Below are 25,110 nucleotides of genomic sequence, written 5' to 3'. Positions count from 1 at the left end.
GGTCAGGCCCCGGCCCGGTGCGGCTCGTGCCGCAACCGCGGCCGGGGCGGCAGCCCGGCGAGCCGGTAGCACCGGTCGATCAGCGTCATGGTCGCGACCGCGTCGTCCGCGCCGGTGGGGACCGGGGACCCGTGCCGCAGTGCTTCGACCAACGCCTCCAGCTGGTAGGTGTACGACGTCCGGGTGCCCAGGTGCTCGGTGCGCTCCCCCGCCGGTGTGCGCACCAGGAGGCGGTCGTCCCGGTTCGGCTCGACGAACGCCGGCGCCGTCACCTCCCCGCGGGTGCCGACGACCCGCAGCGAGAAGTCCCGGTCCGGGTGCACCATGCTGCAGCGCACGGCGGCGGTGGCGCCGGACGGGAAGTGCAGCTCGGCGTCGAGCCACTCGTCCACGCCGGGGGCACCCGCCCGCTCGCCGGCCCGGGCGGCGTCCGGCTCCGGTCCACCCCCCGTCCACGGCGCCAGGCTGCGCAGCGCGTGCAGGCCGTAGCAGCCGAGGTCCATGAGGGCGCCGCCGCCGAGCTCGAGCGACCAGCGCGGGTCCCCGTCGTCCGGCGGGGGCATGGCGATCGTCGCCTCGACGTGGACGACGTCCCCCAGCTCGCCGGCGTCCACCAGGTCGAGGAGCCGGCGCACCACCGGGTGGTAGAGGTGGTGGAACCCCTCCATGACCGTGACGCCCGCAGCCCGCGCCGCGTCCCGGACCTCGGCGGCCTCCTCCGCGTTCGAGGCGAACGGCTTCTCCGACAGCACGTGCTTGCCGGCCGCGACGGCGGCCAGGTTCCACGGACCGTGCAGCGCGTTCGGCAGCGGGTCGTAGACGACCTCGACGTCCGGGTCGGCGAGGACGTCCGCGTAGGTGGGCAGCACGCGCTCGACGCCGTGCGCCCGGGCGAACGCCTCGGCCCGCTCCGGGTCCCGGGCGGCGACCGCCACCAGCCGGCTGCCGGTGTCCCGGGCGGGGACGGCGATGCCCCGCTCGGCGATGCGGGCGGCGCCCAGGACCCCGATCCGCAGGGGCTCGGCGGGGTCCGTCGTCACCGGTACAGCTCGGGGCGCGCGGGGAGCTCGACCGCCACCCGGCCGCCGGAGTGCAGCGACTGCAGCGCCGCGTCGGACACGACCTGTGCGGCGTAGCCGTCCCAGGCGCCGGGGCCCTGCGGCGGACTCCCGGCGACGACGGTGTCGACCCACTCGCGCAGCTCGACGTCGTAGGACAGGGCGAACCGCTCCCGCCAGTCGGCCGGGACCAGACCGGCGACGGCGCCCTCGCGGCGCAGGCGCACCGGAGCGGAGTCGGCCAGCTCGACGGTGCCGGTCTCCCCCGACACCTCGCAGCGGATCTCGTAGCCGTAGTGGACGTTGACCGACACCTCGACGTCGGCGAGGACGCCGTCGGCCAGCTCGAAGAGCACGAGCAGCGGGTCCTGCAGCTCGCCCCCGCGGCTGCTCCTGCGGGGGGTGAAGACCTGCGCGGCGACGATCTCCTGACCGAACAGCCAGCGCAGCTCGTCGATCTCGTGGATGGCGGTGTCGGCGATCGACATGTCCCGCGTGTAGTGCGCAGGCACGGACGCGTTGCGGTGGGCGCAGTGCGCCAGCAGCGGGGCGCCGATCGCACCGCCGTCCACGGCCAGCTTGAGCGCCCGGTGCGCGGGGTCGTAGCGCCGGTTGAAGCCCACCTGCACCAGCCGGCGACCCGCCGCGACCTCGGCGTCGACGATCCGCCGGCACGCCTCCTGCGTGGTCGCCAGCGGTTTCTCGCAGAACACCGGCTTGCCGGCGGCGATGCAGGCCAGCACGTACGGCTCGTGCGTCGGCCCCCAGGAGGTGACCACCACCGCGTCGACCGCGTCCGAGACGATCAGCTCCTCGCCGCTGGGCAGGGCCTTCGCGGCGGGCAGCTGCGCGGCCACGGTCGCGGCGCGCTCGGCGTCCGCGTCGGCCACCGCCACCACGCGGCTGCCCCGGGGGCCGCCGTCGAGCCTACGGATGTGCTCCTGGCCGATCATGCCGACCCCGATGACCCCGACGTCCAGCCCCACGGCGCCCTCCTCGACTCCGTCGCGGCCCGGTCCGCGGTGCCGCACCGGTCCAGGTTCCGGGCTCGGCAACGCGCAGGTCAACGACGGGAAGCCCTCAAGAGCCCCTCAGCACCTCGACCGGGACGTTGTACGGGGTGACGACCTGGACGCCCGAGTGCCAGGACCGCGGGGTGCCCGGCAGCGCGCCGTGGACCTGCATCACCACGTGGCAGGCGCGGCGCAGGTCGAGCGCGAGGTCGTGGTGCAGCACCGCGGACAGCCGTCCGGCCCGCAGCAGCGCGAGGTTCTCGGCGTCCAGGTCGTGGGCCACGAACGCCCGGCAGGTCCGCCCGGCGTCGGCGAAGGCGGCGACGGTCGCGTCGTTCCCGCCGGCGGCGTACATCGAGTAGACCGCCGCGATGCCCGGGTCCGCCTCGAGCGCGTCCCGGACCAGCCCGCGCAGCACGTCGTCCTCCCCGGTCGCGTCCACCAGGTCGACCTGGCGGCGCCCGGGCCGCGCCGTCCGCACGGTGGCGCGGAAGCCCATCTCCCGGTCGTCCTCGCCCCGGAACGAGCCGGTCCCCCGGGTGACCAGCACCGCACCGCCGTCCTCGCCGAGCCACTGGTCGAGCAGGTACGCCGCGGTCGCGCCGGCGGCGCGGTTGTCCAGGCCGACGTAGGCGACGCGGCGGCTGGTGGGCAGGTCGGTGACCAGCGTGACCACGGGGATCCCGGCCTCGGCCAGCCGCTCGACCGCCGCGACGACGAGCGGGGAGTCGGGGGCCTTGAGGACGACGCCCTGCGACCCGCGCCGGGCGATGCCGTCGAGGGTGGCGACCAGGTCCGGCACCGGCGGGGCGTCGGCGAGGTGGAACCGCGCCCGGAACGTCGCCGGCCGCACCAGCGGCAGCTGCGACTCCAGGGCCGCCCGCACCGCGGCGGAGAACCGCTCCGGCGCGTCGACGACCAGGTCGAGGAAGAACGTCCGCCCGGTCAGGCGCACCTGGGAGCGCTGCCGGTGCAGGTCGGCGATGGCCCGGTGCACCTCGTCGACCGTGCTCTGCCGCACGCCGCCGCGCCGGTTGAGGACGCGGTCGACGGTCGCCTCGGAGAGCCCTGCCTGGCGGGCGATCACGCGGATCGGGTACGGGTGCGCCACGCGGGCAGTCTGACGGGTCCCTGACGGGTCGCCGGGGTTGCCCGGCAGCGGGGCGCTCACCAGGCTGGGGGGATGAGCGCTGTCCCCTCCGTCCTGCTCGACAACGGTGTCGCCATGCCGCAGCTGGGCCTGGGCACTGCCCGGCTCCCCGACGAGGAGACCCGGCGCATCGTCCGGGAGGCCCTCGAGGTCGGGTACCGCTTCGTCGACACCGCCGCCAGCTACGAGAACGAGCGCGGCGTCGGCCAGGGCATCGCCGACTCGGGCCTGCCGCGGGAGGAGGTGTTCGTCTCCACCAAGCTGCGCGGCCGCGACCAGGGGTACGACTCGGCCAGGGAGGCGCTGCGCGCGAGCCTGGACAGGCTGGGCCTCGACTCCGTCGACCTCTACCTCATCCACTGGCCGCTCCCCCGGCTCGACCGGTACGCGGAGTCCTGGCGGGCGATGGAGGAGCTGCTCGCCGAGGGGCTCACCCGCGCCATCGGCGTCTCGAACTTCCTGCCCGAGCACCTCGACCGGCTCGCGGCCGAGAGCTCGACCGTGCCGGCGGTCAACCAGATCGAGTGCCACCCCCGGGACCCGCAGCCGGAGCAGCGGGCCGACGACGCGCGGCGCGGCATCGTGACCGAGTCCTGGTCGCCGCTGGCCAACGGCGGCGAGCTGCTGGCGCAGCCGGTGCTCGCCGAGATCGGCGCACGGCACGGCCGGACGCCGGCCCAGGTGGTGCTGCGCTGGCACGTGCAGCAGGGCCTGGTGACCTTCCCCAAGGCGTCGTCCCGCGGCCGGCTGGTCGAGAACCTCGACGTCTACGGCTTCGAGCTCACCGACGAGGACCTGGCGGGCATCGCCACGCTGGCCGACGGGACGCGGGTCAACGGCCAGTACCCGGACGTCTGGGAGGAGTTCTGAGGCCCGTCGGCTGAGGGCTCCTTGAGGGATCGGCGGCCTTGTGGGCCCTGCTCCGGCCGGTCAGGCTCGACGGCACCCGACCCCGTACGGAAGGACCCCCGTCATGACCGCACCGGTCACCGCCCGCACCGCTCCCGGCTGGTTCACCGCGGACGACTGCCGCCTGGAGGACTTCCGCGCGGTCGTCGAGACGACCACCGACCTGGCCGAGTACCCCTGCGCCGACGAGGTCCGGGGGAACGTCCTCGTCTACGGCTCCCGCCTGCGCGACTCCGTCGCCACCCCCGCGGGACGCCGGGACGTCCAGGCCGAGCTGGCCCGCGCGCTCGCCGACGGGCCGGGGATCGTCGTCTTCGCCGGCGCCTTCCCCGACACCGGCGTCGTCGACCGGGCCACCGCCGTCTTCCAGGCGATGATCGACGAGCAGAAGGCGGCCGGCGTCGTCGGCGGTGACCACTTCGCCACGCCTGGCGCCAACGACCGGGTGTGGGGTGCGCTGGACAAGTTCGCCGTCCGCGACCCCGAGGCCTTCGCCGCCTACTACGGCAACGACGTCCTCGCGCTGGTCTCGGAGGCGTGGCTGGGCCGCGGCTACCAGGTCACCAGCCAGGTGAACGTGGTCAACCCCGGCGGGCAGGCGCAGGTGGCCCACCGCGACTACCACCTGGGCTTCATGTCCGAGGAGCAGGCCCTGGCCTACCCCGCCCACGTGCACCGGCTCTCGCCGGTGATGACGCTGCAGGGAGCGGTGGCGCACTGCGACATGCCGGTGGAGACCGGGCCGACGATGTACCTGCCGCACTCCCAGAAGTACGCCCCCGGCTACGTCGCCTTCCACCAACCGGAGTTCACCGCCTACTTCGACGCCCACTTCGTCCAGCTGCCGCTGCGGAAGGGCGACGCCGCCTTCTTCAACCCGGCGCTGTTCCACGGCGCGGGCACCAACCGGTCGGCCGACGTGCGCCGCATGGCCAACCTGCTGCAGGTCTCCTCGGCGTTCGGGCGGGCGATGGAGACCGTCGACCGCGCGGCGATGTGCCGCGCGCTCCACCCGGTGCTGCGCGCTCGCAAGGCGGCCGGCGCCGAGGAGCGCACGCTGCGCAACGTCGTCGCCGCCTCCGCCGAGGGCTACGCCTTCCCCACGAACCTCGACCGCGACCAGCCGATCGGCGGCCTGGCCCCCGAGACGCAGGCCGAGCTGGCCTGGCGGGCGCTGCAGGAGGACTGGTCACCCGAGGCCCTGGACGCCGAGCTGACCGCCCAGGCCGAGCGGCACACCAGCGGCCACTGATGCGACCTGGGACAGCCGACACCGCCCCGGGTGCTGCGGGCGGCTCCTCCCTCACGACGATCACGGCGCGGCGGTGGCGACAGGCGGCCGACGCCCGGGTGTCGCCACGGCCCCACATCGTCACGGGGGGGGGGCAGCGGGACATCGAGACACGGACACGGATACGCCGGGCCGGGTCCCCAGGGGCCCGGCTCGGCGGAGCCGGTGATCAGCGCTTCAGCTCGTGCGAGAGCTCCGCGAGCTCCTGGCCGCCGGCCATCTCGGTGGTGAGCTCCTCGAGGCTGACCTCCGAGCGCTTCTTGTCGAGCACCCGACGGCCCAGCTTGAGGATGATGAAGTGGTCGCCCACCAGGTAGGCGTGGTGCGGGTTGTGGGTGATGAAGACGACCCCGAGGCCGGCGTCGCGGGCCGCGGCGGTGTACTTCAGCACCACGCCGGACTGCTTCACCCCCAGCGCCGCGGTCGGCTCGTCGAGGATCAGCACCCGCGCGCCGAAGTAGACCGCCCGGGCGATGGCCACGCACTGCCGCTGCCCGCCGGACAGCGTGCCGATCGGCTGGTTGATGTCCTTGACGACGATGCCCATCTTCTGCAGCTCGGCGTCGGCGACCTCCCGCATCGCCTTGATGTCCAGCGGCGCCATCGGGTACTTGCCCTTGCGGATCTCCGAGCCGAGGAAGAAGTTCCGCCACACCTCCATCAGGCCCACCACCGCCAGGTCCTGGTACACGGTGGCGATCCCGGCGTCCAGGGACTCGCGCGGTGAGGAGAACTTGCGCTCCTGGCCGTCGACCCGCAACGTCCCCTCGGTGTGCCCGTGCAGCCCGGAGATGATCTTGATGAGGGTCGACTTGCCGGCACCGTTGTCCCCCAGCACGCAGGCGACCTCCCCGGCGTTGACCGTCAGGTTGATCCCCTCGAGAGCGCGGATGGCGCCGTAGCTCTTGCCGACGCCCTCCATCTCGACCAGCGGCGTGCCGGCCTTCAGGTCGTGCGCAGCGTGTTCGGCGATGGTGTCGGTCACGTCATCTCCTCTGGGCGGCGTAGTTCTTGATGTACAGGTTGACCAGCACGGCCAGCAGCAACATCACGCCCAGGAAGGCGCGGAACCAGTTGGGGTCCCAGCCGGCGTAGACGATGCCCTGGGTGGTCATGCCGAAGATGAAGGCGCCGAGCGCCGAGCCCACGGCCGAGCCGTAGCCACCGGTCAGCAGGGCGCCACCGACGACCGCGGCGATGATGTAGATGAACTCGTTGCCGACGCCCAGGCCGGCCTGCACGGTGCTGAAGTTGAACAGCAGGTGCATGCCCAGGAACCAGGCCAGGAACGACACGCCCATGAACAGGCCGATCTTGGTCGCGCGGACCGGCACACCGACCGCGCGGGCGCTGGCCTGGTTGCCGCCGACCGCGGTGATCCAGTTGCCGGTGCGGGTGCGCAGCAGCAGCCAGGTGCCGACGGCCACGAACAGCAACCACCACAGCACCGTGACCTTCAGCGTGATGAACCCCAGGTCGATGTCGCTGGCGAAGACCGCCTTCGCCGACGCGAACCCGTCGATGGCGCTGGTGTTCGGCGTCGCGACCGTGCCGGTGACCAGCTTGGTGACGCCCAGGTTGATGCCCTGCAGGATGAAGAAGGTGGACAGCGTGATCAGGAAGCTGGGGATCCCCGTCCTCATCACCAGGTAGCCGTTGAGGCAGCCGACCGCCAGCGCGATGAGCAGGCTCACCACCACGCCGACCCACATGTTCAGGCTGAACTGGTAGCAGATCATCGCCGACGCCAGTGCCGCCGTGGTCACCGCGACACCGGCGGACAGGTCGAACTCGCCACCGATCATCAGCAGCGCCACGCCGACCGCGACGATGCCGATCGTCGAGGACGCATAGAGGACGGTCGCCAGCGCCGGCAGGGTCCGGAACGGCTCCGCGACGGCGAAGAAGAAGGCGAAGATCACGATCGCCGCGGCCAGCGCACCGATCTCGGGACGGCCGAGGACGCGGGAGACCAGGGATCGTTCGGCGCGGCCCGCAGGCGCGGCCGGGGGTGCGGTGGACGGCTTCGCCGCCACGGATGAGCTCATGACTTGCTCCAGGGCTGGGCGGGAGGGGGAGCCGGGTTCCCCCGGCTCCCCCGAGCGGGCTACCGGGTGTTGTTCTGGGCGTACTCGACGATCGGGCCGATGTTGGTCTCGTCGACGACGGACGGACCGGTCAGCACCGGACCACCGCCGCCGATGTCGTTCCCGTTGGTGAGGTTCAGCCAGAGCGACGTCACGGCCATGTAGCCCTGGACGTAGGGCTGCTGGTCGACCGAGAACAGGATGCCGCCACTCTCGATCTGCTGGGCCACGTCGGCGTTGAGGTCGAAGGTCGCGACGTTGGCCTGGCTGCCTGCGTCGGTCTTGGCCTGCTGGGCGGCCAGCGCGATGTCCGCGCCGAGCGCCACCACGTTGGTGATGGAGGGGTCCTCCTGCAGCTTGGCCCCGATGGTCTGCTGCACCGCCGGCAGGTCGCGGCCGTTGACGTAGAGCACCTCGGTGTCGGGCTGGGTCTTCGCCACACCCGCGCAGCGGGCCTCGAGCTGGACCTGGCCCTGCTCCTGGATGACGCACACGGTGTGGCCGGGGCTCTCCGCGGCGAGCTTCGTGCCGACGGTCTGGCCGGCCAGGTCCTCGTCCGAGCCGAAGTACATCGAGACGCCGTAGTTCGTGTAGTCGTTGATCCCTGCGTTGAACGCGACCGTCGGGATGCCGGCGTCGACCGCCTTCTGCACGTTCGGGCCGACGGCGTCGGGAGTCGGCAGCGTGGTCGCCAGCCCGTCCACGCCCTGGTCGATCGCGTTCTGGATGAGCGTCGACTGCTCGCCGGCGTCCTGGTTGTTCGAGTAGTTGAGCGTGATGTTGTGGTTCGAGGCGGCCGCCTCGGCGCCGGCGCGGATCTTGTCCCAGAACGTGTCACCCGGGGCCTCGTGGGTGACCATCGCGACGGTGAAGCTCTCGCCCTCGGCAGCGCCCCCACCGCCTTGGTTCTGGGCACCGCCCTCACTGCTGCACGCAGCCAGCGTCACGGTGGCGGCGCTGACCGCCACCACCGCCTGCAGCGACCTGCGAGTGCTCCTCATGCATGACTCCCGTCGGGTGGGCCGCCGTGCTGGCGGCTGCGGCCTGCCCAGAGCCCGGTCGACGACCCCCGCGGCGTCGTCCTTATGTCTGGACATAGTGACATGCTGAATGTGGCATGGCTCACTAGAGGCGTCAAGGGTCCACTCGCCTCCTCCTGTGCCCGGGCACCGCTCCACGGCCGCGGCGTGCGGCTCAGCCGACCGGGACCTCGACGCGGCTGCCACTCGCCGAGGAGGCCGCGAGGGCGTCGAGGGTGACCGCCGCGCGGACGGCGTCGTCCAGGCCCACGCCGACAGGGCGACCCGCCACGACCGAGGCGAGCAGGTCGCGCAGCTCCACCACCTTGAGGTCGTCGTAGCCCATCGCGATCCCGGCACCGGGCTGGAAGGCGGCGTACTCCCCGGCTCCCGGCCCGACCAGCACGGTGGCGACCGGCTGGTCCTGCGCGGCCGGTCCGCGGCTGAGCTGGAGTTCGCCCATCCGGCGGAAGTCCCACGCCAGGCGCCCCGCCGTCCCGTGCACCTCGAAGCCGTAGGCGTTCTGCTCCCCCACGGCCACCCGGCTGGCCTCGAGCACCACCCGGGCACCGGTCGACAGGCGCATCAGCGCGGAGACGTGGTCGTCGTTCTCCACCGGCCCGGGCACGCCGCCGGCCGCGACGGCGTGCCCGGACGTCGCGCCGGTCGGGCGCAGTCGTTCGGGGACGAAGACCGCGGTGTCGGCCAGCACGGAGGTGATCTCGCCGTGCAGGACGAAGCGGACGAGGTCGACGGCGTGCGAGGCGAGGTCCCCCAGGACGCCGCTGCCGCCCCGCGCCCGCTCGTAGCGCCAGGTCAGGGCGCCCTCGGGGGCGGCGGCGTAGTCGCTGAGGAAGGCGAACCGGGCGTGCGTGACGCGGCCGATCGCGTCCTCTGCGACCAAGCGGCGGGCCAGGGCGACGGCGGGCGCGTGCCGGTAGTTGAAGCCCACGGTGCCCTGCACGCCGGCCGCGGCGACGGCGCCGGCCACCGCGCGGGCGTCGTCCGCGGTGAGGCCCACGGGCTTCTCGATCCACAGGTGCCGGCCGGCCTCGGCCACGGCCACGCCGATCTCCCGGTGCAGCCAGTTGGGGGCGGTGACCGACACGAGTTCGACCCGCGGGTCGGTGAGCAGCTCGCGCCAGTCCGCCGTCGCGGAGGCGAACCCGAACTGCGCGGCGGCCGCCTCGGCCCGGCCGGGGACGTCGTCGGCGACCGCGACCAGCTCCGGGACCAGACCCAGGTGCGGGAAGTGGTGCCGGAGCCGGGCGTGGGCCTGGGCGTGCACCCGGCCCATCCACCCGAAGCCGATGACCCCCACGCCGATCGACCGCGCTGCCGTCGTCCCCATCAACGTCCCTCTCGTCGGGCCGGCCGAGGGCGCGAGCCTAGGCCCAGGGGGACCGGCCGGGCGGAACGGAGCCCCGCCACCGCACCGCTCACGGGTTCGGCGCCGGCGTCCGGTCAGGGGTCGCACGGTCAGCAGTCGTCCGGCCCGCCCTGCCGGTCCGGGCCGGGCCGGGCCGGGCCGGGCCGGGCACGGTCGCCTTCCAGGAGCAGGGGGTTGCCGGGCCACGCGGGCGGCGTGTCCCGGGGATGCTCCGGAGCCGGGCCCGGGGCGACCGGGCCGGCTACGGACGCGACCCGGTCGTCCCGGCTGCCGCGGGGTCGACGTCGGCGCTCGTGTCGGGGAAGGAGTGGTGCTCGTGGTTGACCACCCAGCGACCGTCCTGCTTGCGGAGGCCCAGTGTCAGGCGCAGGCGCAGGTCCGGGTCGCGCTGCAGCTCCTGCGGCTCGCCGCAGCGGAGCAGGGCGAGGGCGAAGGCGACGTCGGCACCGGCGGTCACCTCCAGCGAGGTGAGCTCGAAGCAGGCGCCCTGCCGCTGCCAGGCGAAGAAGTCCGGCCAGGTGGCACGGTAGGCGTCGATGCCCCGTACACCCTCGCGTGGCGGGGGGACGTCGAACATCACGATGTCCCGGGTGTGGTCGGCGAGCACGCCGTCGAGGTCCCCGGCGTGCACCGCCTCCACCCACCGCTCCACCAGCGTCCTGATCCGCGCCTCGTCCTCGGTCACGGGGTCCTCCTCGGGTCGGGGTGAGCTCGGCGAGCTCCTGCCGCCCCTACAACCCCGGCCGGAGCGCGGACTCATCGCGCGGGCCCCTCGGCCGCCGTCAGCCGCGGCGGGAGGTCGAACGCCGTGAACTCCGCGTCGAGGAAGGACACCACCTCGCTGATCCGGACACCCGAGCCCGTGAGGCGCAGCGCGAGCAGGTCCAACCCCAACGGCAGGAACGCGTGCTGGACGGAGTCCCAGGCGTAGGTGCCGAACGCCAGCTGGCCGTTGGCCCGCGCGGGCAGGAAGCGCCACCGCCGGTCCGTCGTGGCCTCGCGGAGGAAGGTCCCGATCCCGGCGCGGCCGCGGTACCAGGTCGGCAGTGGCGGCATCGAGTACGTGGCGTCCTCGGTCAGCATCGCCACGAGGGTCTCGACGTCGCCCGCCTCCCACGCGGCCGCGTAGCGCCGCGCCAGCTCCCGCACCGCCTCGTCGCCGGCGGCCGCCAGGGTCCGCTGCTGCGTCACCTCCGGCGTGCGGGCGTCGACGGCCGCCCGTGCCCGCTGCAACGCGCTGTTCACCGCCGGCACCGTGGTCTGCAGCTGGCCCGCGACCTCGCCCGCGGAGAAGCCGAGCACCTCGCGCAGCAGCAGCACCGCCCGCTGCCGGCCCGGCAGGTGCTGCAGGGCCGCGACGAACGCCAGCTCCAGCTGCTCGCGTGCCACGACGCGCGCTGCCGGGTCGCCGGGCTGCGCCGGGTCGTCCGGGTGGGGCTCCAGCCACGCCACGTCCTCGGCCGACGGGCCGCCCGGCCGGAGGTCGGCCGGCAGTTCCCGCCGGCTGCGCCGCTCGATGGTGGTCAGGCACCGGTTGGTGGCGATCCGGTACAGCCAGGCCCGCACCTGGCCACGGTCCTCGTAGCGGTCCAGAGCCCGCCAGGCCCGGGTCAGGGTCTCCTGGACGGCGTCCTCGGCGTCGTGGGTCGACCCGAGCATCCGGTAGCAGTGGGCCCGCAACTCCCCCAGCACCGGCTCGACCAGCCGCCCGAACGCCGCCGGGTCACCCGCCCTCGCCGCCGCCAGGTGCTGCTCCGTCACCGTCCGCTCCCCATCGACTCGTCGGTCCTCTCCGTGGAGACCTCCGGCGGCGGAAGTCAGCGCTTCCCGTGCCGCGGCGCCACGGAGGGGGCGCCCGGTGCGGCAGCGTCCCGGGGCACCCCCGCCGGCGGCTCGCCGCCCCCTCGTGGACGCTCGCGGTGCCGGCGCCGGCGGGACCTGCCGCGGGCTGGCCCGGGTCGGGCACGACGTGGCTCGACGGATCCACGGGTGGGTACGGCCCGGTGCCCGCGGCGACGAGTCGTGCCACGGTGTCCTGCCACACCCCGACGTCGGGTCAGGAGGACCACCACCATGACCGCACCGGACCGCGAGGAGTCCCTGCGCGCGCTGTACCGGGCCTTCAACGCGCGGGACATCGACACGGTGCTGGCCGCCATGGCCGCGGACGTCGACTGGCCCAACGGCTGGGAGGGTGGCCGGGTCGTCGGGCACGACGCCGTCCGCCGCTACTGGGCGCGCCAGTGGGCCGAGATCCGCGCCAAGGTGGAGCCGACCGGGATCCGCGAGCGCCCGGACGGCACGGTCGAGGTGGGCGTGCACCAGGTGTTCCGCGACCGGGGCGGCACCCTCCTCGCGGTCGGCGACGTCCGCCACGTCTACACCTTCGCGGGCGACCTGGTGGCCCGGATGGACGTCGAGCAGTAGCGCGAGGCGGCCCGACACCGTCAGTGCGGTCGCCGCGGCGGCCCCTGCTCGGCCCCTGCGGGCGGCGGTGTCGCGGCGACCGCGTCGGCGAAGCGGGTGAGCACGGAGGCGAGGACGTGCACGTCCTCGGGGGGCCACTGCGCCACCACCGCGCCCAACCAGCCGAGGCGGGCGGCGGTCGCCCGCGCGCGCAGGCCGCGCCCGCTGTCGGTCAGGCGGAGCGCGGCTCGGCGCCCGTCAACCCGAGAGGGCGTGCGGAGGACCAGCCCCGCCGCCGTCGCCCGCTCCACCATGCGGCTCGCGGTGGACGCTTCGACGTCGAGGAACGCGGCCACGTCGCCGACCGTCACCTCGGCGAGGGCGGACTCCGCTCGGGCGCAGGCCTCCACCACGAGCACGCTGGACATCTCCACGCGACGGCCGAGGTCGTCGACGACGTGCGCCCGCGACGCCGTCCACAGCCGGCGGAGACGCACGAGGGCCTCGTCGAGCACCTGCAGGTCGTCCGACGCGGGCCGGGTCATCTGTGTACCGTACACATGACAGGTCGGGTGCGGACGGGAGAGGCGGTGCACCGTGCGCGTGGCGGTACTCGGGGCGACGGGGACGACCGGCCGCCTGCTGGTCGACGAGCTGCTGCGACGAGGCCACACCGTCGTCGCGCTGACCAGGGCTCCGCAGCCGGACGGGCCCGAGGCCGTGAGCTGGGTGGCGGGGGACGCCCGGGACGCCGGCGCCCTCGCCGCCCTCGTGCGCGGTGCCGACGCGGTGGTGTCGGCGCTCGGTCCGCGCCGCAGCGACCGCACCGTCCACCGCGAGGTCGCGCCGCTGCTGGTCACGGCGATGGAGGAGGCGGGGGTGCGGCGCTTCGTCGGGATCAGCGGAGCGGGGATCGACGTCCCCGGCGACCGGAAGTCGCGGCGCGACCGCGTCGTCTCCGCCCTCGTGCAGCGACTGGGTGGACAGACCGTGCGGGACAAGGCGCTGGAGTGGCAGACATGGGCCGACAGCCGCCTGGACTGGACCCTCGTGCGGCCTCCGCGCCTGGTCGACGGGCCGCCGACGGGGCAGGTCGAGCACTCCGCCCACCACTCGCCCCGCCGCACGTCGATCCCGCGGGCCGACCTCGCCGCCTTCCTCGCCGACCTCGTGGACCGGCCCGACTACGTGCAGCAGGCGCCACTGGTCGCCGGACGGTGACCGGGTCCCGCTCGATGCGGGCCGTGCGGCTCGTCCGCGCCGGAGGGTCGGTCGCGCCGCGGGTCGTCGAGGTGCCCGCACCCGCGGCGCCGGCGGGCACCCAGGTGCTGGTCCGGGTGGCGGCGTCGAGCATCAACGGCACCGACCTCGGGTTGCTGCGCGGGGGACGGCTGTTCCGCGCGCTGAGCGGTGGCCGTGTCGCCCCCGGGTTCGACCTGGCGGGCGAGGTCGTCGCCTGTGGGCCGGCCGTGACCGGCTTCACCACCGGTGACCGGGTCATGGCCCTCATCGGTCACGCCGGCGGCGGGATGGCCGAGCTGGTCCTCCTCCCCCAGCACCGCCTCGCCCGGGCACCTCGCACGATCGACCTCCCGCAGGCGGCCGGGATCCCGCTCGCCGGGTTGACCGCCCTGCAGGCCCTGCACGGCCGGGCCGCCCTCTCCGCGCGGTCCGCCCCGCGGGTCCTGGTCGTCGGGGCGGCCGGGGGGATCGGCGCGTACGCCGTGCAGCTCGCGCGGCTCGCCGGCGCACACGTCACCGCGGTCGCCGACGCCGCCCGTGCGGACTTCGTCCGCGACCTCGGCGCCTCCGTCGTCGTCGACCGGCGGCGGGACGACGTCCTGGCCGGCGGCGGGCCGTGGGACGTCGTGCTCGACGCGCCCGGCGCCCTGCGGTTCCCCGCGGTGCGACCGGCGCTGACCGGCGACGGCGTCCTGGTCTCGACCAGGCCGCTGTCCCCCGACACGCTCCGGGGGCTGCGCCCGGGCTCCGGGCCGCGAGCGACCGCCGTCGCGACCCGGCGGTCACCGGTCGACCTCGCGCACCTCGCCCACCTCGTCGACACGGCCCGCCTGCGCGTTCCGCTCGACCGCGTCGTGGCGCTGGAGGACGTGGCGTCGGGGTTCGAGCACACGGGCTCCGGGCAGCTGCGCGGCAAGGTGGTCGTCTCGCTGGCCGCGCGGCCGTAGGCCGGGGGACGGCGGAGGCGGCTGAGGCGGCGCCCCCTCGCCGGGGACGCCGCCTCCCGTGGTGCGGGTCCTGCCCTGGTCACCCCCCGGCGTTCGTCAGCCGGCCGCCATGGCGCGCGGAGCGGCGGAGGCGGCCAGCTCCCGCAGCTCCGCCAGGTCGAACGCGCCGCCCATGGCGAGGAACCCGGCCCGGTTGGGGTGCAGGTGGTCGCCGGGGCCGCCCACCGACGTGTTGGTGTCGTAGGCGGGCAGCAGCCGGCTGGGGTCGGCCGGGTCCTCGGTGGCCGCCGCGAAGTCGACCACGGCGTCGAAGACCCCGCTGGTGCGGATGAAGTCGTTCACCGCCCGCCGCTGCGCGTCCGTCTCGGGCGTGCCGTAGTTCGCCAGGCCGTCCTCGGCGCCGCCCGAGGGCGTGAGCGTGGCCCCGACGACCGGGATCCCGGCGGCGTGCACCCGGTCGGCGATCTCCGCCATGCCGGCGATGACCTCGGCCGCGGTCGCACCGCCGCCGCCCAGGTCGTTGATGCCCTCCAGCAGGACGACGGCGCGCAGGCCGGGCTGGCCGAGCACGTCCTCGTCGAGCCGGTCGACGGCCGGGGGCCCGTCGCACGGGGTGCAGCCTCCCGGCAGGCGTCCGGTCCGGGTGACCATGTTGCCGGCGATGCCCTGGTTGACGACCGAGAGGACGTCCTCGTCGTCCTCGGCCAGCAGGCGGCGCTGCAGCACGTCGGGCCAGCGGTCGTTGCCGTTGAGAGTGGAGAAGAACCCGTCGGTGATGGAGTCGCCGAGGGCGACGACCGTCCCGGCGTCCTCGCGCTGGACCTCCAGCCCGGTCAGGTAGAACCAGCTCGTCGTGGAGTGCGGGAAGGCCTCGTCGGTGAGGTCGCCGGTGTGGTCGCCGGCCCCCGGGTCGGTGACGTAGGAGGTGGTGAAGGACGCCGCGTGCCAGGTCATCGGCCCGCTGGCCCCGCGGACGTGCAGGCTCACCGCCACGTTCGACCGCTGGGCGTCGGCGTCGCTGAGCTCCATGGGGACGGCGTCGCTGCGCACCTCCTCGCCCGGCTGCAGGGTCACCGACGGCGAGCCGTCGAAGGTGAGCTGCTGCTCGGTGCCCGGGACGACGGTGGCGCCGCTCTGCTGCAGGGCGGCGGTGGCGCGGCCGAAGGTCACCGGCTGCGTGCCGAACCGGTTGCTGAGCTCCACCCGCCACGCGTCGCCGCCGATGCCCGGGTGCACGACCATGCGCATGGTCTGGTCCTGCGCCTGCTCGTCGGGGAAGGCGTGCTCCAGGAGCGGCTGCTCGACGCCGGGCACGACCTCACCCAGGGGCCCCGGCTGCCCCACCGCGTACCCGAACGGGTAGACGCCCTGCGGCGCGGTGGTCCACGCCGCCACCCACGGCTCGGAGCCGGCATCCCGGTGGCCGGGGTCGTGCTGCGTGACCAGCGGCGGCGCCTGCTGTGCGGGCACCGCCAGCGCCGGCGCGGCCAGCACCACGCAGCCGGCCGCCGTGAGGACGGCTGTCGTCAGGGATCGCACTCGCATGCTGTTCCTCCTCGAACCAGCGACCCCGTCGGGGTCTGGAGCGTGGCGGGAGGCTAGAGAGGCCACCGGGGACGGTGGCAACGGCGCTCGTCCGACGATGCCGAACCGCGCTGCTCGCGCTGCGCGTCGCCGCCGGACCGGCCCGCCTCTCAGCCGGCGTCGGCCCAGGAGGCGACGACCGAGACGTCGAGCGGGAAGTCGACGGGGAAGCCTCCGAAGAGCAGCCGGCCGGCCGTGGCGGCCGCGGCTCGCACCTCCTCGGCGACCGCGTCGGCGAGGCGCTCGGGCGTGTGCACGACGACCTCGTCGTGCAGGAAGAAGACCAGGTGCGGCCGCTGCTCGAGCGGGCCGGTGCCGCCGAGCCGCCACAGCCGGTTGCGCAGGTCGGCCAACCAGCACAGGGCCCACTCCGCACCGGTGCCCTGGACGACGAAGTTGCGGGTGAACCGCCCCCAGGCGCGGCGGGCACGGTCCCGCTCCTCCCGCGACCCGCTGACCTCGGCCGGCTCGCCGAGTGCGACGGCGCGTTCCGCCCAGGCGCCGGTCGGGCGCGGTGAGCCGCGGCCGAGCAGGGTGTGCACCACGTCGCCGCGCTCCCCCGCCCGGGCGGCCTCCTCGACCAGCCCGATGGCCCGCGGGTAGCGGCGGGCCAGCCGGGGCATGATGCGGCCGCTCTCGCCCCGGGTGGCGCCGTACATCGCGCCGAGGATCGCGACCTTGGCCTGGGCCCGCGTCTCGACGGTGCCGGCGGCCACCATGCCCTGGTAGAGGTCGGCGGCCCCGGCGGCCTCGGCCATCGCGTCGTCCCCGCTCATGCCGGCGAGCACCCGCGGCTCCAGCTGGGCGACGTCGGCGACGACGAGCCGCCAGCCCTCGTCGGCCACCGCCGCCGGGCGGACCTGCGTCGGCACCGACAGCGCTCCTCCGCCGTTGGACGCCCACCGCCCGGTCACCACGCCGCCGGGCACGAACCACGACCGGAACCGGCCGTCGCGCACCCAGGCGTCCAGCCAGGCCCAGCCGTGGGCGGTCAGCAGCCGGGCGAGCCTCTTGTACTCGAGCAGCGGCGGGACGACGGGGTGGTCGAGCTGCTCCAGCGTCCACGACCGGGTGTCCTCCACCGGCAGCCCCGCGGCCTGCAGCGCCGCGAGCAGCGCGCCGGGCGAGTCGGGGTTCAGGCCCGGCGCGCGCAGCGCGGCGCGCACCTCCCGGGCCAGCGCCTCCAGGACCGCCGGGCGGGAGCCGGCCGCCGGCCGCGGACCCAGCAGCTCGGTGAGCAGGCGCGCGTGCACGTCGGCCCGCCACGGCAGCCCGGCGTGCGTCATCTCGGCCGCCACCAGCGCCCCGGAGGACTCGGCCGCCAGCAGCAGCGCCAGGCGCGCGGGGTGCGTCGACGCGGCGAGCGCGGCCTGCTGGCGCCCGTGCTCGGCGACCGGGTCGAGGGCGTCGGCGGGGTCGTCGAGCGGGAAGAGGGCGGGGTCGGGGGCGGTGACCGGCTGCAGCGCGTCCCAGTCCGCGGTCTCGCCGGCGGCGAGCAGGGGCTGGTCGACGAACGGCGAGCGCCGCAGCACCGCGTGGGTGAGCCTCAGGTCGGTGCAGCGCTCGACGCGGACGCCGGCGTCCAGCAGCGCCGGGTACCAGCGCGTGGTGTCGTCCCACACCCAGCGGACCGCCGTCCGCTCCCGGTCCGCCACGACGGCCGCCAGCTCACCGGCGCGGTGCCGGGTGACCCCGACCGCCGTCCCGTCCTCGGCGAGCTCCCGTGCCTCCACGACGTCCCCAGCCCGGCGCAGGACGACGCGGTTCACCGTCGCAGTGTCACCGCCGCGGCCGACAGGTCGTGCGCACCCCCGACGGGGCGTCGGTCACCCGTCGGCGGAGAACCGGTAGACGACGTCGTCGATCGCGTCGGTCGCGAAGGCGTACACGAAGCGGAGGGCGCCCTCGCCGGTGTTGCGGATGCCGTGCTCGGCGTCGCCGGGGATGAACACCGCCGACCCCGCTCCCACGGGGTGCTCGACACCGTCCAGGACGACGACCCCGCTGCCCTCGACGAGGTGGTAGACCTCGGCCTGGGTGTGCCGGTGCAGACCCAGCCAGCCGCCGGGGGCCAGTTCGGTGAGACCGGTGTACAGCGAGGACGTCGGCGTCCGGTCGGCGCTGAACAGCACCCGGAAGGAGACGTCCCCGCGCACCGGGTCGTCCCACACCTCGGACTCGACCTCGCTGCTGTCGCGGACCTGTGGTCGCACCGCTCCATCCTCGTCGGACGTCCGCCGCTCCGCAGCCGGGAGCAGGGCCACGGGAGCGGCGTCAGGGCACCGATCCGGCCGGGACGACCCACTCGGTGCGCTGGCCGGTCACGGCCGCCACGCTGTCGTAGTCGCCGTCGTAGTGCAGCACGGTCACCCGGTGCCGCTCGGCCACCGCACCGATGACCAGGTCGGCCAGCCCGACGCCCCGCCACCGGCCGGCCTCGGCCAGGGCCGCCTGGACCGCCAGCGCGCGCTGCCAGTCCTCGTCCTCGGTGGGCAGGTACTCGTAGGCGAGCCGGCGGTCGGTCCGGACGTCCCGGTACTCCCGCGGGGACCGGGCGCTGTACAGGGCCTCCAGGTCCAGGGCGGCGCAGGTGGCGAGCAGCCCGGCGGACAGCAGGGGGACGACGCGGTCGGCCACCTGCCGGTGCGGCACCCTCGCGGCCGCGCTGGTGTCGAGCAGGTAGCGGGCGACTACCGCCATGCCCGGTCCCGGCCCTCCCCGACGGCGAGGAGGGCCGAGGACCCGTCGAGCAGCCGCTCCACCTCGCGCCGGCGGGCGGCGGAGGCGGCCGCCTCGCGCAGCGCCCGGCCGACGGTCTCCTTGATCGTCGAGGTCGACAGCGCCGCCCGGGCCGCGTCGAGGTCGGCGTCGTCGATCTCCACCAGGCGCTTCGTCACGGGCGCCAATATATATCCGCACGTGCGATGTGTATACACGTTCCGCGGACGTGCCGGCCGTGCCGACCTGCTGCGCCGGCCGGGACGACGGCGCGGTCCGCTGGCACGATGGGGCCCGGCGCGGAGGGGAGGCGGTGCCGTGACCCTGCCCGGTCCCCTCCCCCACGGCATCCGCCGGTTCCGGCTCGGCTCGGGCCCGCTCGAGCGCACGAGCGACACGGTGCGGTTCGTGTCGCGGGTCGTCGTCCTGCTCGTCGTGCTGTCCTCCGTGCCGGTCGCGCTCGCCGTCGGCAGCGCCGTCCGCGCCGACCTGGCTGCCACGGCTCGGCAGCAGGCCGAGGAGCGCACCCGGGTCACCGCCGTCGTGACCGCCGACGCGGTGGTGCCCGCGGACGCCTCCCCGCGCACCCGGGTACCCGTGCCGGCCCGGTGGACCTCCCCCGGCGGGGAGCCGGTGACGGGCGAGGTCCCCGCTCGGCCCACCGCCCGTGCCGGGGACACCCTGACGCTGTGGACGACCGCCGACGGGCGGCGGTCCGACGAGCCGATGACCCCGGCCGAGGTGCGGCGGAGCACGCTCGTGCTGGTCGGCGCCGGGTGGGCGGGCAGCGTGGGCGCCGCCGTGCTGCTGCACACCGCGCTGTGCCGGCTGCTCGACCGCCTGCGGGACCGGCGGTGGACCCGCGAGTGGGCCCGCGTCGAGCCGACCTGGAGCCGCCGCGTGCCCTGACCGCCGGGCCGGCCCCGGACGACGGGAGGACGGCGCCGCGGCGGGCACCTAGGGTCGGCGGTCGTGCGCCCGACGTCGGCGCGCAGCCGCTGCCGTCCAGCTCTGCGAGGTGCCCGTGTCCGACGCCACCGCGACCCCCGCCCAGGTGCCCGTCCGGGTGCTCGGCGGGCCGACCGCGCTCATCGAGTACGGCGGCCTCCGGTTCCTCACCGACCCGACGTTCGACGCGCCGGGCGAGTACCCGCTCGGCGGCGGCCGCTCGCTGACCAAGACCGCCCCCTCCGCCGCCGACCCGGCCGACCTGGGTCCGCTCGACGCGGTCCTGCTCTCCCACGACCAGCACCCCGACAACCTCGACACCGCCGGTCGCGCCCTGCTCACCGACGTCCCGGTCGTGCTCACCACCCGCAGCACGGCAGCGCGCCTCGGCGGGACGGCGCGGGGGCTCGCCCCCTGGGACGCCGTGGACCTGCCCCGCCCCGGCGGCGGGACCGTCACCGTGACCGCGACGCCCGCGCTGCACGGCCCGGAGGGGTGCGAGCCGGTCACCGGTGAGGTCGTGGGCTTCGTGCTGACCGCCGCCGGCCTGCCGACCGTCCACGTCAGCGGCGACAACGCCTCGCTCGACGTCGTCCGCGAGATCGCCGGGCGCGTCGGCCCGGTGGACACCGCGGTGCTCTTCGCCGGCGCCGCCCGCACCGCGCTGTTCGACGGCGCCCTGCTCACGATCGACGGTGCCCGGGCCGCCGAGGCCGCCACGGTCCTCGGCGCGCGCCGGGTGGTCGCCGCCCACTGCGACAGCTGGGCGCACTTCTCCGAGAGCCGCGAGGACGTCGTGGCCGCCTTCACCGCCGCCGGGATCGCCGACCGCCTCCAGCTGGACTGACCCGCCAAGGAGCCCCCGTGCCCGACACCACCCCACCACGCGCCGGACGGGGAGCCGACCTGGAGGCGCTGCGGGAGCGCACCCGCGCCCTGTGCGCCGGGTTCCCGGACGCGTACTGGCGCGAGACCGACCGCGACCGCCGCTATCCGCAGGAGTTCGTCGACACCCTGACCGCGTCCGGGCTGCTGTCGGTCCTCATCCCCCCCGAGTACGGCGGCGGCGGCCTGGGCGTGACCGAGGCGTCCGTGGTGATGGAGGAGGTCAACCGGTCCGGCGGGCACTCGGCCGCCTGCCACGCACAGATGTACACGATGGGCGCCCTGCTGCGGCACGGCAGCGAGGCCCTGAAGGACGCCTACCTGCCGCCCATCGCCCGGGGCGAGCTGCGGCTGCAGGCCTTCTCCGTCACCGAGGCCGCCGCGGGCTCGGACACCACCGCCATCGCCACCACCGCGACCCGCGACGGCGACGAGTACGTCATCACCGGGCACAAGAACTGGACCAGCCGCATCGCCGAGTCCGACCTGGCCCTCGTCCTCGCCCGCACCGGCCGCGAGGACGCCGACCGGACCCGTGGGCTGACCCTCTTCCTCGTCGACCTGCGACAGGTGCGCGCCGAGCAGCCGGAGACCCTCGAGGTCGTGCCGGTGCGCACGATGTTCAACTACGCCACCAACCAGGTGCACTACCGCGGCGTGCGCGTCCCGGCCGACCACGTGATCGGCCAGGTCGGTGCCGGTTTCCGGTACGTGATCGACGGCTGGAACGCCGAGCGCATCCTGCTCGCCGCCGAGGCGATCGGTGACGGCTACTGGTTCGTCGAGCGGGCCGTCGCCTACGCCACCGAGCGGGAGGTCTTCGGCCGCCCGATCGGCGCCAACCAGGGCGTGCAGTTCCCCCTGGCCGACGCCTACATGAAGGTCCGCGCCGCGGACCTGGTGCGGTGGGAGGCCGCCCGGCTGTTCGACGCGGGCCGGCCCTGCGGCGCGGAGGCCAACATGGCCAAGCACCTGGCCTCGGAGGCCAGCTGGGCCGCGGCCAACGTCGCCCTGGACACCCACGGCGGCAACGGGTTCGTCGACGAGTACGACGTCGAGCGCAAGTTCCGGGAGACCCGGCTGTACCAGGTGGCGCCGGTCAGCAACAACATGATCAAGGCGTTCGTCGCCACGAAGGTGCTGGGGCTCCCCCGGTCCTACTGAGCAGACGCCGGCGCGGTCGAGGCCGCCGGGTGGTCACCGGCGTGGCGGCCGCGACGACGTGGTCCTCGCGGCCGCGCAGGACCGGAGGCCCCCGCCGCGGGCACCCGTCCCTCCCCCGGCCCCGGGTCCGGGCGTCGTCCGCGGAGGCGCCCGTCGTCGACAGGCCCGCAGCCGGGTCGTAGGCACGGGGCGCGCACCTTCCGGCCGCCTCGGTCGTCGTCCACAGGAGTCGGCCGTCGCACGCGGCCGACGGACGGGAGCGAGGACCTCGTCCACGCACGACGAGCGCACCACGTGGACGGCCTGCCCCCGCTGTGGCGACCGGGCGGCCCTCGGCTGGCGGATCACCACCGGCCGCGACGGCGCGGTCCGGGAGGACCCGGTGTCGTTCAACTGCAACGTCGGCTGCACCCTGACGGACCTGCAGCTCCCCTACTGGTTCCCTGGCCGGCGTCCGTGACGGGGCGCCCGGCTCACGAGCCGGGGTGTTGACGTGTCCCGTCCCCTCCGGGTCGGCCTCGCCCGCCGGTGACCCGGACCGGTCCAGGGCCGGCTGCCCGACGGTGGGCATCGTCCTGTTCGTCCCGCCGCCGGACCGCGAGGAGCGCACTGCGGCGCTGCGGGAGGCCGGCGCCGGCGCGGTCGTGGCGTCGTGGGAGGAGCTGGCCGACCTCCTCCTGCAGCGGGTCGTGGCCGGTCCCCGGGAGCTGGACGGGGGTGCTCGGCCACGCCCGCCGGGTGGGCCGGTGAGACCGGTGGTCCGAGCAGTTCCAGCGCATCGCGGTGCCGACCACCCCGCTGCCGGCGAGCCGCGAGCGGACCTCCCCGGAGACGCTCGACCGCTGACCGACCGGCCCTCACGACGGCGGCCCCGCGAGGAGTCCTGGCGGGGCCGCCGTCCGCACGGTCAGTGCGCGGCCAGAGCCTGCCCACCCGGCTGCGCCGGCCGGAGGGAACGCACACCGGCGGCTGCGGCGATGGCCACGGTCCCGACGACGACCAGCGCGGAGCCCAGGCCGCCGATGGCACCGCTGAGCGCCAGGACGACGAGCGGGCAGATGAACTGACCGATGAAGAGGGCCGACGTCCACACACCGGTCCCGCGGCCGCGCTGCTCGAAGCCCAGCGAGCCGAGCGCCCAGGTCAGCAGGGAGGGCAGCAGCAGGCCGTTACCGAAGCCGGTGACGACAGCGGAGGCGATGACGAGCGGGACGGCGGAGGCCAGACCCAGCCCGACAATCCCCACCCCGGACAGCCCGAAGGCCAGCGGCACAGTGACCGCGGGACCGAGCCTGGCCAGCCGACCGAAGAGGAACGCCCCGACCGCGGTGCCGAGCGAGGCGATGGCGCTGGCGGCGCCGATCGTGGCCGTCGACCCGACGCCGATGCCGTCGAGCACGAACGACAGCTGGACGATGAGGACGTAGAAGACCAGCCCGCCGAGCAACGTCACGCCGACCGGTGCGGCCAGCTGCCGCCACGGCAGCGGAGGCAGCTCCGTGGCCCGCGCCCGCGCCTGCGGCGCGGGCTGCCACACGTACTTCGCGGCGAGAAGGGCCAGCGGCAGACTGACGGCGTAGAGCCAGAACGGCGTCCGCCAGTCCTGGGCCCCCAGTGCGCCACCGAGGCCGAAGAAGAGCGTGGCGGCGACGGTCGTGAAGACGACCTGGAGGCCGAAGTAGCGCTCCCGCTGCGAGCCGTGGAAGTAGTCGGCGAGCAGCGTGGTGCAGCAGGTCATGATCGCCGCCTCGGTGAGGCCGAGGAGCACGCGGCTGGCCACGATCAGCTGCAGGGACGGCAGCCACAGCGGCGCGGTGCCCACGAGCGCGTAGACGACGAGCGCCCCGACCAGCAGCCGCTTGCGGCCGACCCGGTCGACGATGCGCCCGGCGACCATCGCGGTCAGCCCGATCACCAGGGCGGGTGCGGTCAGCACCACCGGGGTCAGGGTCTCGACACCGGGAGTGCCCGCGAAGGCGTCCTGGATGCGCGGGAGCACCGGTGCGAGCAGCACCGCCCCGAGCACCGCGAGGCAACTGGAGAGCAGGAGGACGAGGGCCTGCGCCCGGCCGGCGGGACGGCCCGTCGCGGGGTCGAGGGCCACCTCCGCGGCGAGGGGCTCGCGGGCGACCCCGGCGGGGTCGAGGACGTGCTCGGACACGGGCTGCTCCGGTGGGGACGAGCGCCGGTTCCGGTGACCGGCGTCACTGGCGAGGCAGTGTGCTCAGATCCCGCCCCATCAGGGAATGAGGATTCCCTGATGCTGATCATCAGTCCCGTCGATGCCCGCGGGATGTCACGGCAGCGGGTCGGTCGCCTGGTGGGCGGCGCGCCGCACGAGGTCCCGGAAGAACTGGTGCTCGGGGTCGCGGTCGTAGACCGGGTGCCACCACATGGCCTCGACCAGCGGCCCGAGCTCGAACGGAGGTGGCAGGGCCCGGACACCCGCGTCGAGGGGCAGCAGCTGCACCAGCCGCTCCTGCAGCAGGGCGATGCGGCCACTGCCGGCGACCAGCCCCGGGACGGTCAGGAAGCTCTCCGTGACGACCTGGACGCGGGGCTCGATCCCGAGCATCCGCATCTGCCGGGCGGCGGGGGTGGACGCCGTCGGCCCGTGGTAGGTGGCCACCCAGGGCATGGTCTCCAGCTGCCCCACGGTGAGGGCGTCCCCCACGTCGGCGTTGTCGGCCGACACGACGAGCACCCACCGGTCCCGGTGCAGATCCCCGTGCGGGAGGTCGCTGATGAAACCGTGCGGGAGGACGATCAGGTCGGTGCTGAGCAGCGTCTGCGCCGCCTGGTCCACCGCCTCCGGCGTGTTGTGCGCCAGGCGCAGGCGGGCGGCGGGCGCCTCCTCCGACAGCAGCTGGGCCAGCGTGTCCCCCAGGACGGCGCACCCGTAGTCGCTCACCAGCACCGAGAACTCGCGGGTGGACTCGACCGGGTCGAACTCCGGCTGCGCGGTGAACACCCGCTCCACGCCGTCGAGGGCCAGCCGGACCCTCGGCTTGAGCTGCGCGGCCAGCGGGGTGAGCCGGTAGGAGTTGCCGACCCGGGACAGCAGCTCGTCGCCGAAGTGCCGCCGCAGCCGGGCCAGGGACGCCGACAGCGCCGGCTGGCTCAACCCCAGCTGCCGGCCCGCCCGCGTCACGCTGCGCTGGTCGAGCAGCGCGTCGAGGGACACGAGCAGGTTGAGGTCCAGGTTGGCCAGGTTCACAGCGGCGGACCATAAACGCTGTCGATGACCGGCATCAACCATCTCGTCTTCCCTGATGACCTGGCTCACCCGACCGTAGGAG

At 75.0% G+C, this 25,110-nt stretch carries 25 protein-coding genes; 8 read left to right on the top strand and 17 right to left on the bottom strand.

Annotation, left to right across the window (positions count from 1 at the left end; all coding sequences use genetic code 11):
• Nucleotides 1-2: 2 nt before the first annotated feature.
• The 3 genes from BMW27_RS00930 to BMW27_RS00920 all read right to left on the bottom strand — a co-directional run bounded on the left by BMW27_RS00930 (nt 3) and on the right by BMW27_RS00920 (nt 3,182).
• Nucleotides 3-1,040: a Gfo/Idh/MocA family protein gene (locus BMW27_RS00930; RefSeq protein ID WP_091437737.1), complete on the bottom strand. Its 1,038-nt coding sequence runs from the start codon at nt 1,038-1,040 to the stop codon at nt 3-5.
• The gene (locus BMW27_RS00925) at nt 1,037-2,044 is read right to left on the bottom strand and encodes a Gfo/Idh/MocA family protein (protein ID WP_091437735.1); all 1,008 of its coding nucleotides are present in this window, start codon (nt 2,042-2,044) and stop codon (nt 1,037-1,039) included. Before BMW27_RS00925 ends, BMW27_RS00930 begins: the two co-directional genes overlap by 4 nt.
• 94 nt (nt 2,045-2,138) lie before the next feature.
• A complete protein-coding gene (locus BMW27_RS00920) occupies nt 2,139-3,182 on the bottom strand; it encodes a LacI family DNA-binding transcriptional regulator (RefSeq protein ID WP_091439671.1) in 1,044 nt (347 codons plus the stop codon).
• Between the two features lie 72 nt (nt 3,183-3,254).
• On the opposite strand from BMW27_RS00920, the gene BMW27_RS00915 reads away from it, so the two are divergent.
• Together BMW27_RS00915 and BMW27_RS00910 are read left to right on the top strand one after the other, a co-directional pair.
• On the top strand, nt 3,255-4,091 hold the full coding sequence (locus tag BMW27_RS00915) for an aldo/keto reductase (RefSeq protein ID WP_091437732.1): 837 nt from the start codon (nt 3,255-3,257) through the stop codon (nt 4,089-4,091).
• Between the two features lie 103 nt (nt 4,092-4,194).
• Entirely contained in the window at nt 4,195-5,382 is a 1,188-nt protein-coding gene (locus BMW27_RS00910; protein WP_091437729.1) for a phytanoyl-CoA dioxygenase family protein, read from the top strand.
• A 208-nt stretch (nt 5,383-5,590) separates the two neighbouring features.
• Here the strand turns inward: BMW27_RS00910 and BMW27_RS00905 are convergent, their stop codons facing one another.
• The 6 genes from BMW27_RS00905 to BMW27_RS00880 all read right to left on the bottom strand — a co-directional run bounded on the left by BMW27_RS00905 (nt 5,591) and on the right by BMW27_RS00880 (nt 11,678).
• Nucleotides 5,591-6,406, bottom strand: coding sequence for an ATP-binding cassette domain-containing protein (locus BMW27_RS00905; protein WP_091437726.1), 816 nt, complete (start codon nt 6,404-6,406; stop codon nt 5,591-5,593).
• 1 nt (nt 6,407) lies between these two features.
• Nucleotides 6,408-7,469 (bottom strand): ABC transporter permease, encoded by a 1,062-nt coding sequence (locus BMW27_RS00900; protein WP_091437723.1) that lies wholly within the window; start codon nt 7,467-7,469, stop codon nt 6,408-6,410.
• Between the two features lie 59 nt (nt 7,470-7,528).
• Nucleotides 7,529-8,509 (bottom strand): substrate-binding domain-containing protein, encoded by a 981-nt coding sequence (locus BMW27_RS00895; RefSeq protein ID WP_091437720.1) that lies wholly within the window; start codon nt 8,507-8,509, stop codon nt 7,529-7,531.
• Between the two features lie 193 nt (nt 8,510-8,702).
• On the bottom strand, nt 8,703-9,878 hold the full coding sequence (locus tag BMW27_RS00890) for a Gfo/Idh/MocA family protein (RefSeq protein ID WP_091437717.1): 1,176 nt from the start codon (nt 9,876-9,878) through the stop codon (nt 8,703-8,705).
• A gap of 280 nt (nt 9,879-10,158) precedes the next feature.
• The gene (locus BMW27_RS00885; RefSeq protein ID WP_091437714.1) at nt 10,159-10,602 is read right to left on the bottom strand and encodes a YybH family protein; all 444 of its coding nucleotides are present in this window, start codon (nt 10,600-10,602) and stop codon (nt 10,159-10,161) included.
• 71 nt (nt 10,603-10,673) lie between these two features.
• Entirely contained in the window at nt 10,674-11,678 is a 1,005-nt protein-coding gene (locus BMW27_RS00880) for an RNA polymerase subunit sigma-70 (protein ID WP_091437709.1), read from the bottom strand.
• A 312-nt stretch (nt 11,679-11,990) separates the two neighbouring features.
• On the opposite strand from BMW27_RS00880, the gene BMW27_RS00875 reads away from it, so the two are divergent.
• Complete coding sequence (locus BMW27_RS00875; RefSeq protein WP_091437706.1) at nt 11,991-12,344, top strand: nuclear transport factor 2 family protein; 354 nt, start codon at nt 11,991-11,993, stop codon at nt 12,342-12,344.
• Between the two features lie 20 nt (nt 12,345-12,364).
• On the opposite strand, the gene BMW27_RS00870 is transcribed toward BMW27_RS00875, so the two are convergent.
• The gene (locus BMW27_RS00870) at nt 12,365-12,868 is read right to left on the bottom strand and encodes a MarR family winged helix-turn-helix transcriptional regulator (RefSeq protein WP_091437702.1); all 504 of its coding nucleotides are present in this window, start codon (nt 12,866-12,868) and stop codon (nt 12,365-12,367) included.
• 58 nt (nt 12,869-12,926) lie between these two features.
• Between BMW27_RS00870 and BMW27_RS00865 the strand changes: the two genes are divergently transcribed.
• The gene (locus BMW27_RS00865) at nt 12,927-13,544 is read left to right on the top strand and encodes an NAD(P)-dependent oxidoreductase (RefSeq protein WP_175486262.1); all 618 of its coding nucleotides are present in this window, start codon (nt 12,927-12,929) and stop codon (nt 13,542-13,544) included.
• Nucleotides 13,541-14,512 carry an NAD(P)-dependent alcohol dehydrogenase gene (locus BMW27_RS00860; RefSeq protein WP_091437696.1) on the top strand — a complete coding sequence of 324 codons (972 nt, stop codon included), beginning with the start codon at nt 13,541-13,543 and terminating at the stop codon, nt 14,510-14,512. Before BMW27_RS00865 ends, BMW27_RS00860 begins: the two co-directional genes overlap by 4 nt.
• A gap of 96 nt (nt 14,513-14,608) precedes the next feature.
• On the opposite strand, the gene BMW27_RS00855 is transcribed toward BMW27_RS00860, so the two are convergent.
• The 5 genes from BMW27_RS00855 to BMW27_RS00835 form a co-directional block, all read right to left on the bottom strand.
• The gene (locus tag BMW27_RS00855; RefSeq protein WP_139206800.1) at nt 14,609-16,057 is read right to left on the bottom strand and encodes an SGNH/GDSL hydrolase family protein; all 1,449 of its coding nucleotides are present in this window, start codon (nt 16,055-16,057) and stop codon (nt 14,609-14,611) included.
• Nucleotides 16,058-16,206: 149 nt separating this feature from the next.
• Nucleotides 16,207-17,865, bottom strand: a complete 1,659-nt coding sequence (locus BMW27_RS00850) for a bifunctional 3'-5' exonuclease/DNA polymerase (RefSeq protein WP_091437690.1) — start codon at nt 17,863-17,865, stop codon at nt 16,207-16,209.
• Nucleotides 17,866-17,922: 57 nt separating this feature from the next.
• The gene (locus BMW27_RS00845; RefSeq protein WP_091437687.1) at nt 17,923-18,309 is read right to left on the bottom strand and encodes a cupin domain-containing protein; all 387 of its coding nucleotides are present in this window, start codon (nt 18,307-18,309) and stop codon (nt 17,923-17,925) included.
• 61 nt (nt 18,310-18,370) lie between these two features.
• Nucleotides 18,371-18,796 (bottom strand): PIN domain nuclease, encoded by a 426-nt coding sequence (locus tag BMW27_RS00840; protein ID WP_091437684.1) that lies wholly within the window; start codon nt 18,794-18,796, stop codon nt 18,371-18,373.
• Nucleotides 18,787-18,993, bottom strand: coding sequence for a hypothetical protein (locus tag BMW27_RS00835; protein ID WP_091437681.1), 207 nt, complete (start codon nt 18,991-18,993; stop codon nt 18,787-18,789). Before BMW27_RS00835 ends, BMW27_RS00840 begins: the two co-directional genes overlap by 10 nt.
• A gap of 139 nt (nt 18,994-19,132) precedes the next feature.
• Between BMW27_RS00835 and BMW27_RS00830 the strand changes: the two genes are divergently transcribed.
• The 3 genes from BMW27_RS00830 (at nt 19,133) to BMW27_RS00820 (ending at nt 21,811) form a co-directional block, all read left to right on the top strand.
• On the top strand, nt 19,133-19,723 hold the full coding sequence (locus tag BMW27_RS00830) for an Rv1733c family protein (RefSeq protein ID WP_091437677.1): 591 nt from the start codon (nt 19,133-19,135) through the stop codon (nt 19,721-19,723).
• 115 nt (nt 19,724-19,838) lie between these two features.
• Nucleotides 19,839-20,609, top strand: coding sequence for an MBL fold metallo-hydrolase (locus BMW27_RS00825; protein WP_091437674.1), 771 nt, complete (start codon nt 19,839-19,841; stop codon nt 20,607-20,609).
• Between the two features lie 17 nt (nt 20,610-20,626).
• Nucleotides 20,627-21,811: an acyl-CoA dehydrogenase family protein gene (locus BMW27_RS00820; protein ID WP_091437672.1), complete on the top strand. Its 1,185-nt coding sequence runs from the start codon at nt 20,627-20,629 to the stop codon at nt 21,809-21,811.
• A gap of 907 nt (nt 21,812-22,718) precedes the next feature.
• On the opposite strand, the gene BMW27_RS00810 is transcribed toward BMW27_RS00820, so the two are convergent.
• Nucleotides 22,719-23,972 carry an MFS transporter gene (locus tag BMW27_RS00810; protein WP_091437667.1) on the bottom strand — a complete coding sequence of 418 codons (1,254 nt, stop codon included), beginning with the start codon at nt 23,970-23,972 and terminating at the stop codon, nt 22,719-22,721.
• A 135-nt stretch (nt 23,973-24,107) separates the two neighbouring features.
• Nucleotides 24,108-25,028 (bottom strand): LysR family transcriptional regulator, encoded by a 921-nt coding sequence (locus BMW27_RS00805; RefSeq protein WP_091437665.1) that lies wholly within the window; start codon nt 25,026-25,028, stop codon nt 24,108-24,110.
• Nucleotides 25,029-25,110 lie beyond the last annotated feature (82 nt).

It is taken from the genome of Geodermatophilus poikilotrophus (assembly GCF_900111455.1).
In the GTDB taxonomy this organism is placed as follows: domain Bacteria; phylum Actinomycetota; class Actinomycetes; order Mycobacteriales; family Geodermatophilaceae; genus Geodermatophilus; species Geodermatophilus poikilotrophus.
Note: the sequence above shows the minus strand (reverse complement) of the source record. Positions and strands in the feature narration are given on the sequence as shown.

Excerpts from the sequence above, each read along its gene's own strand:
- BMW27_RS00855 (WP_139206800.1), bottom strand. The coding sequence starts at position 16,057 with ATGCGAGTGCGATCCCTGACGACAGCCGTCCTCACGGCGGCCGGCTGC.
- BMW27_RS00875 (WP_091437706.1), top strand. The coding sequence starts at position 11,991 with ATGACCGCACCGGACCGCGAGGAGTCCCTGCGCGCGCTGTACCGGGCC.
- BMW27_RS00890 (WP_091437717.1), bottom strand. The coding sequence starts at position 9,878 with ATGGGGACGACGGCAGCGCGGTCGATCGGCGTGGGGGTCATCGGCTTC.
- BMW27_RS00840 (WP_091437684.1), bottom strand. The coding sequence starts at position 18,796 with ATGGCGGTAGTCGCCCGCTACCTGCTCGACACCAGCGCGGCCGCGAGG.
- BMW27_RS00895 (WP_091437720.1), bottom strand. The coding sequence starts at position 8,509 with ATGAGGAGCACTCGCAGGTCGCTGCAGGCGGTGGTGGCGGTCAGCGCC.
- BMW27_RS00915 (WP_091437732.1), top strand. The coding sequence starts at position 3,255 with ATGAGCGCTGTCCCCTCCGTCCTGCTCGACAACGGTGTCGCCATGCCG.
- BMW27_RS00910 (WP_091437729.1), top strand. The coding sequence starts at position 4,195 with ATGACCGCACCGGTCACCGCCCGCACCGCTCCCGGCTGGTTCACCGCG.
- BMW27_RS00870 (WP_091437702.1), bottom strand. The coding sequence starts at position 12,868 with ATGACCCGGCCCGCGTCGGACGACCTGCAGGTGCTCGACGAGGCCCTC.
- BMW27_RS00900 (WP_091437723.1), bottom strand. The coding sequence starts at position 7,469 with ATGAGCTCATCCGTGGCGGCGAAGCCGTCCACCGCACCCCCGGCCGCG.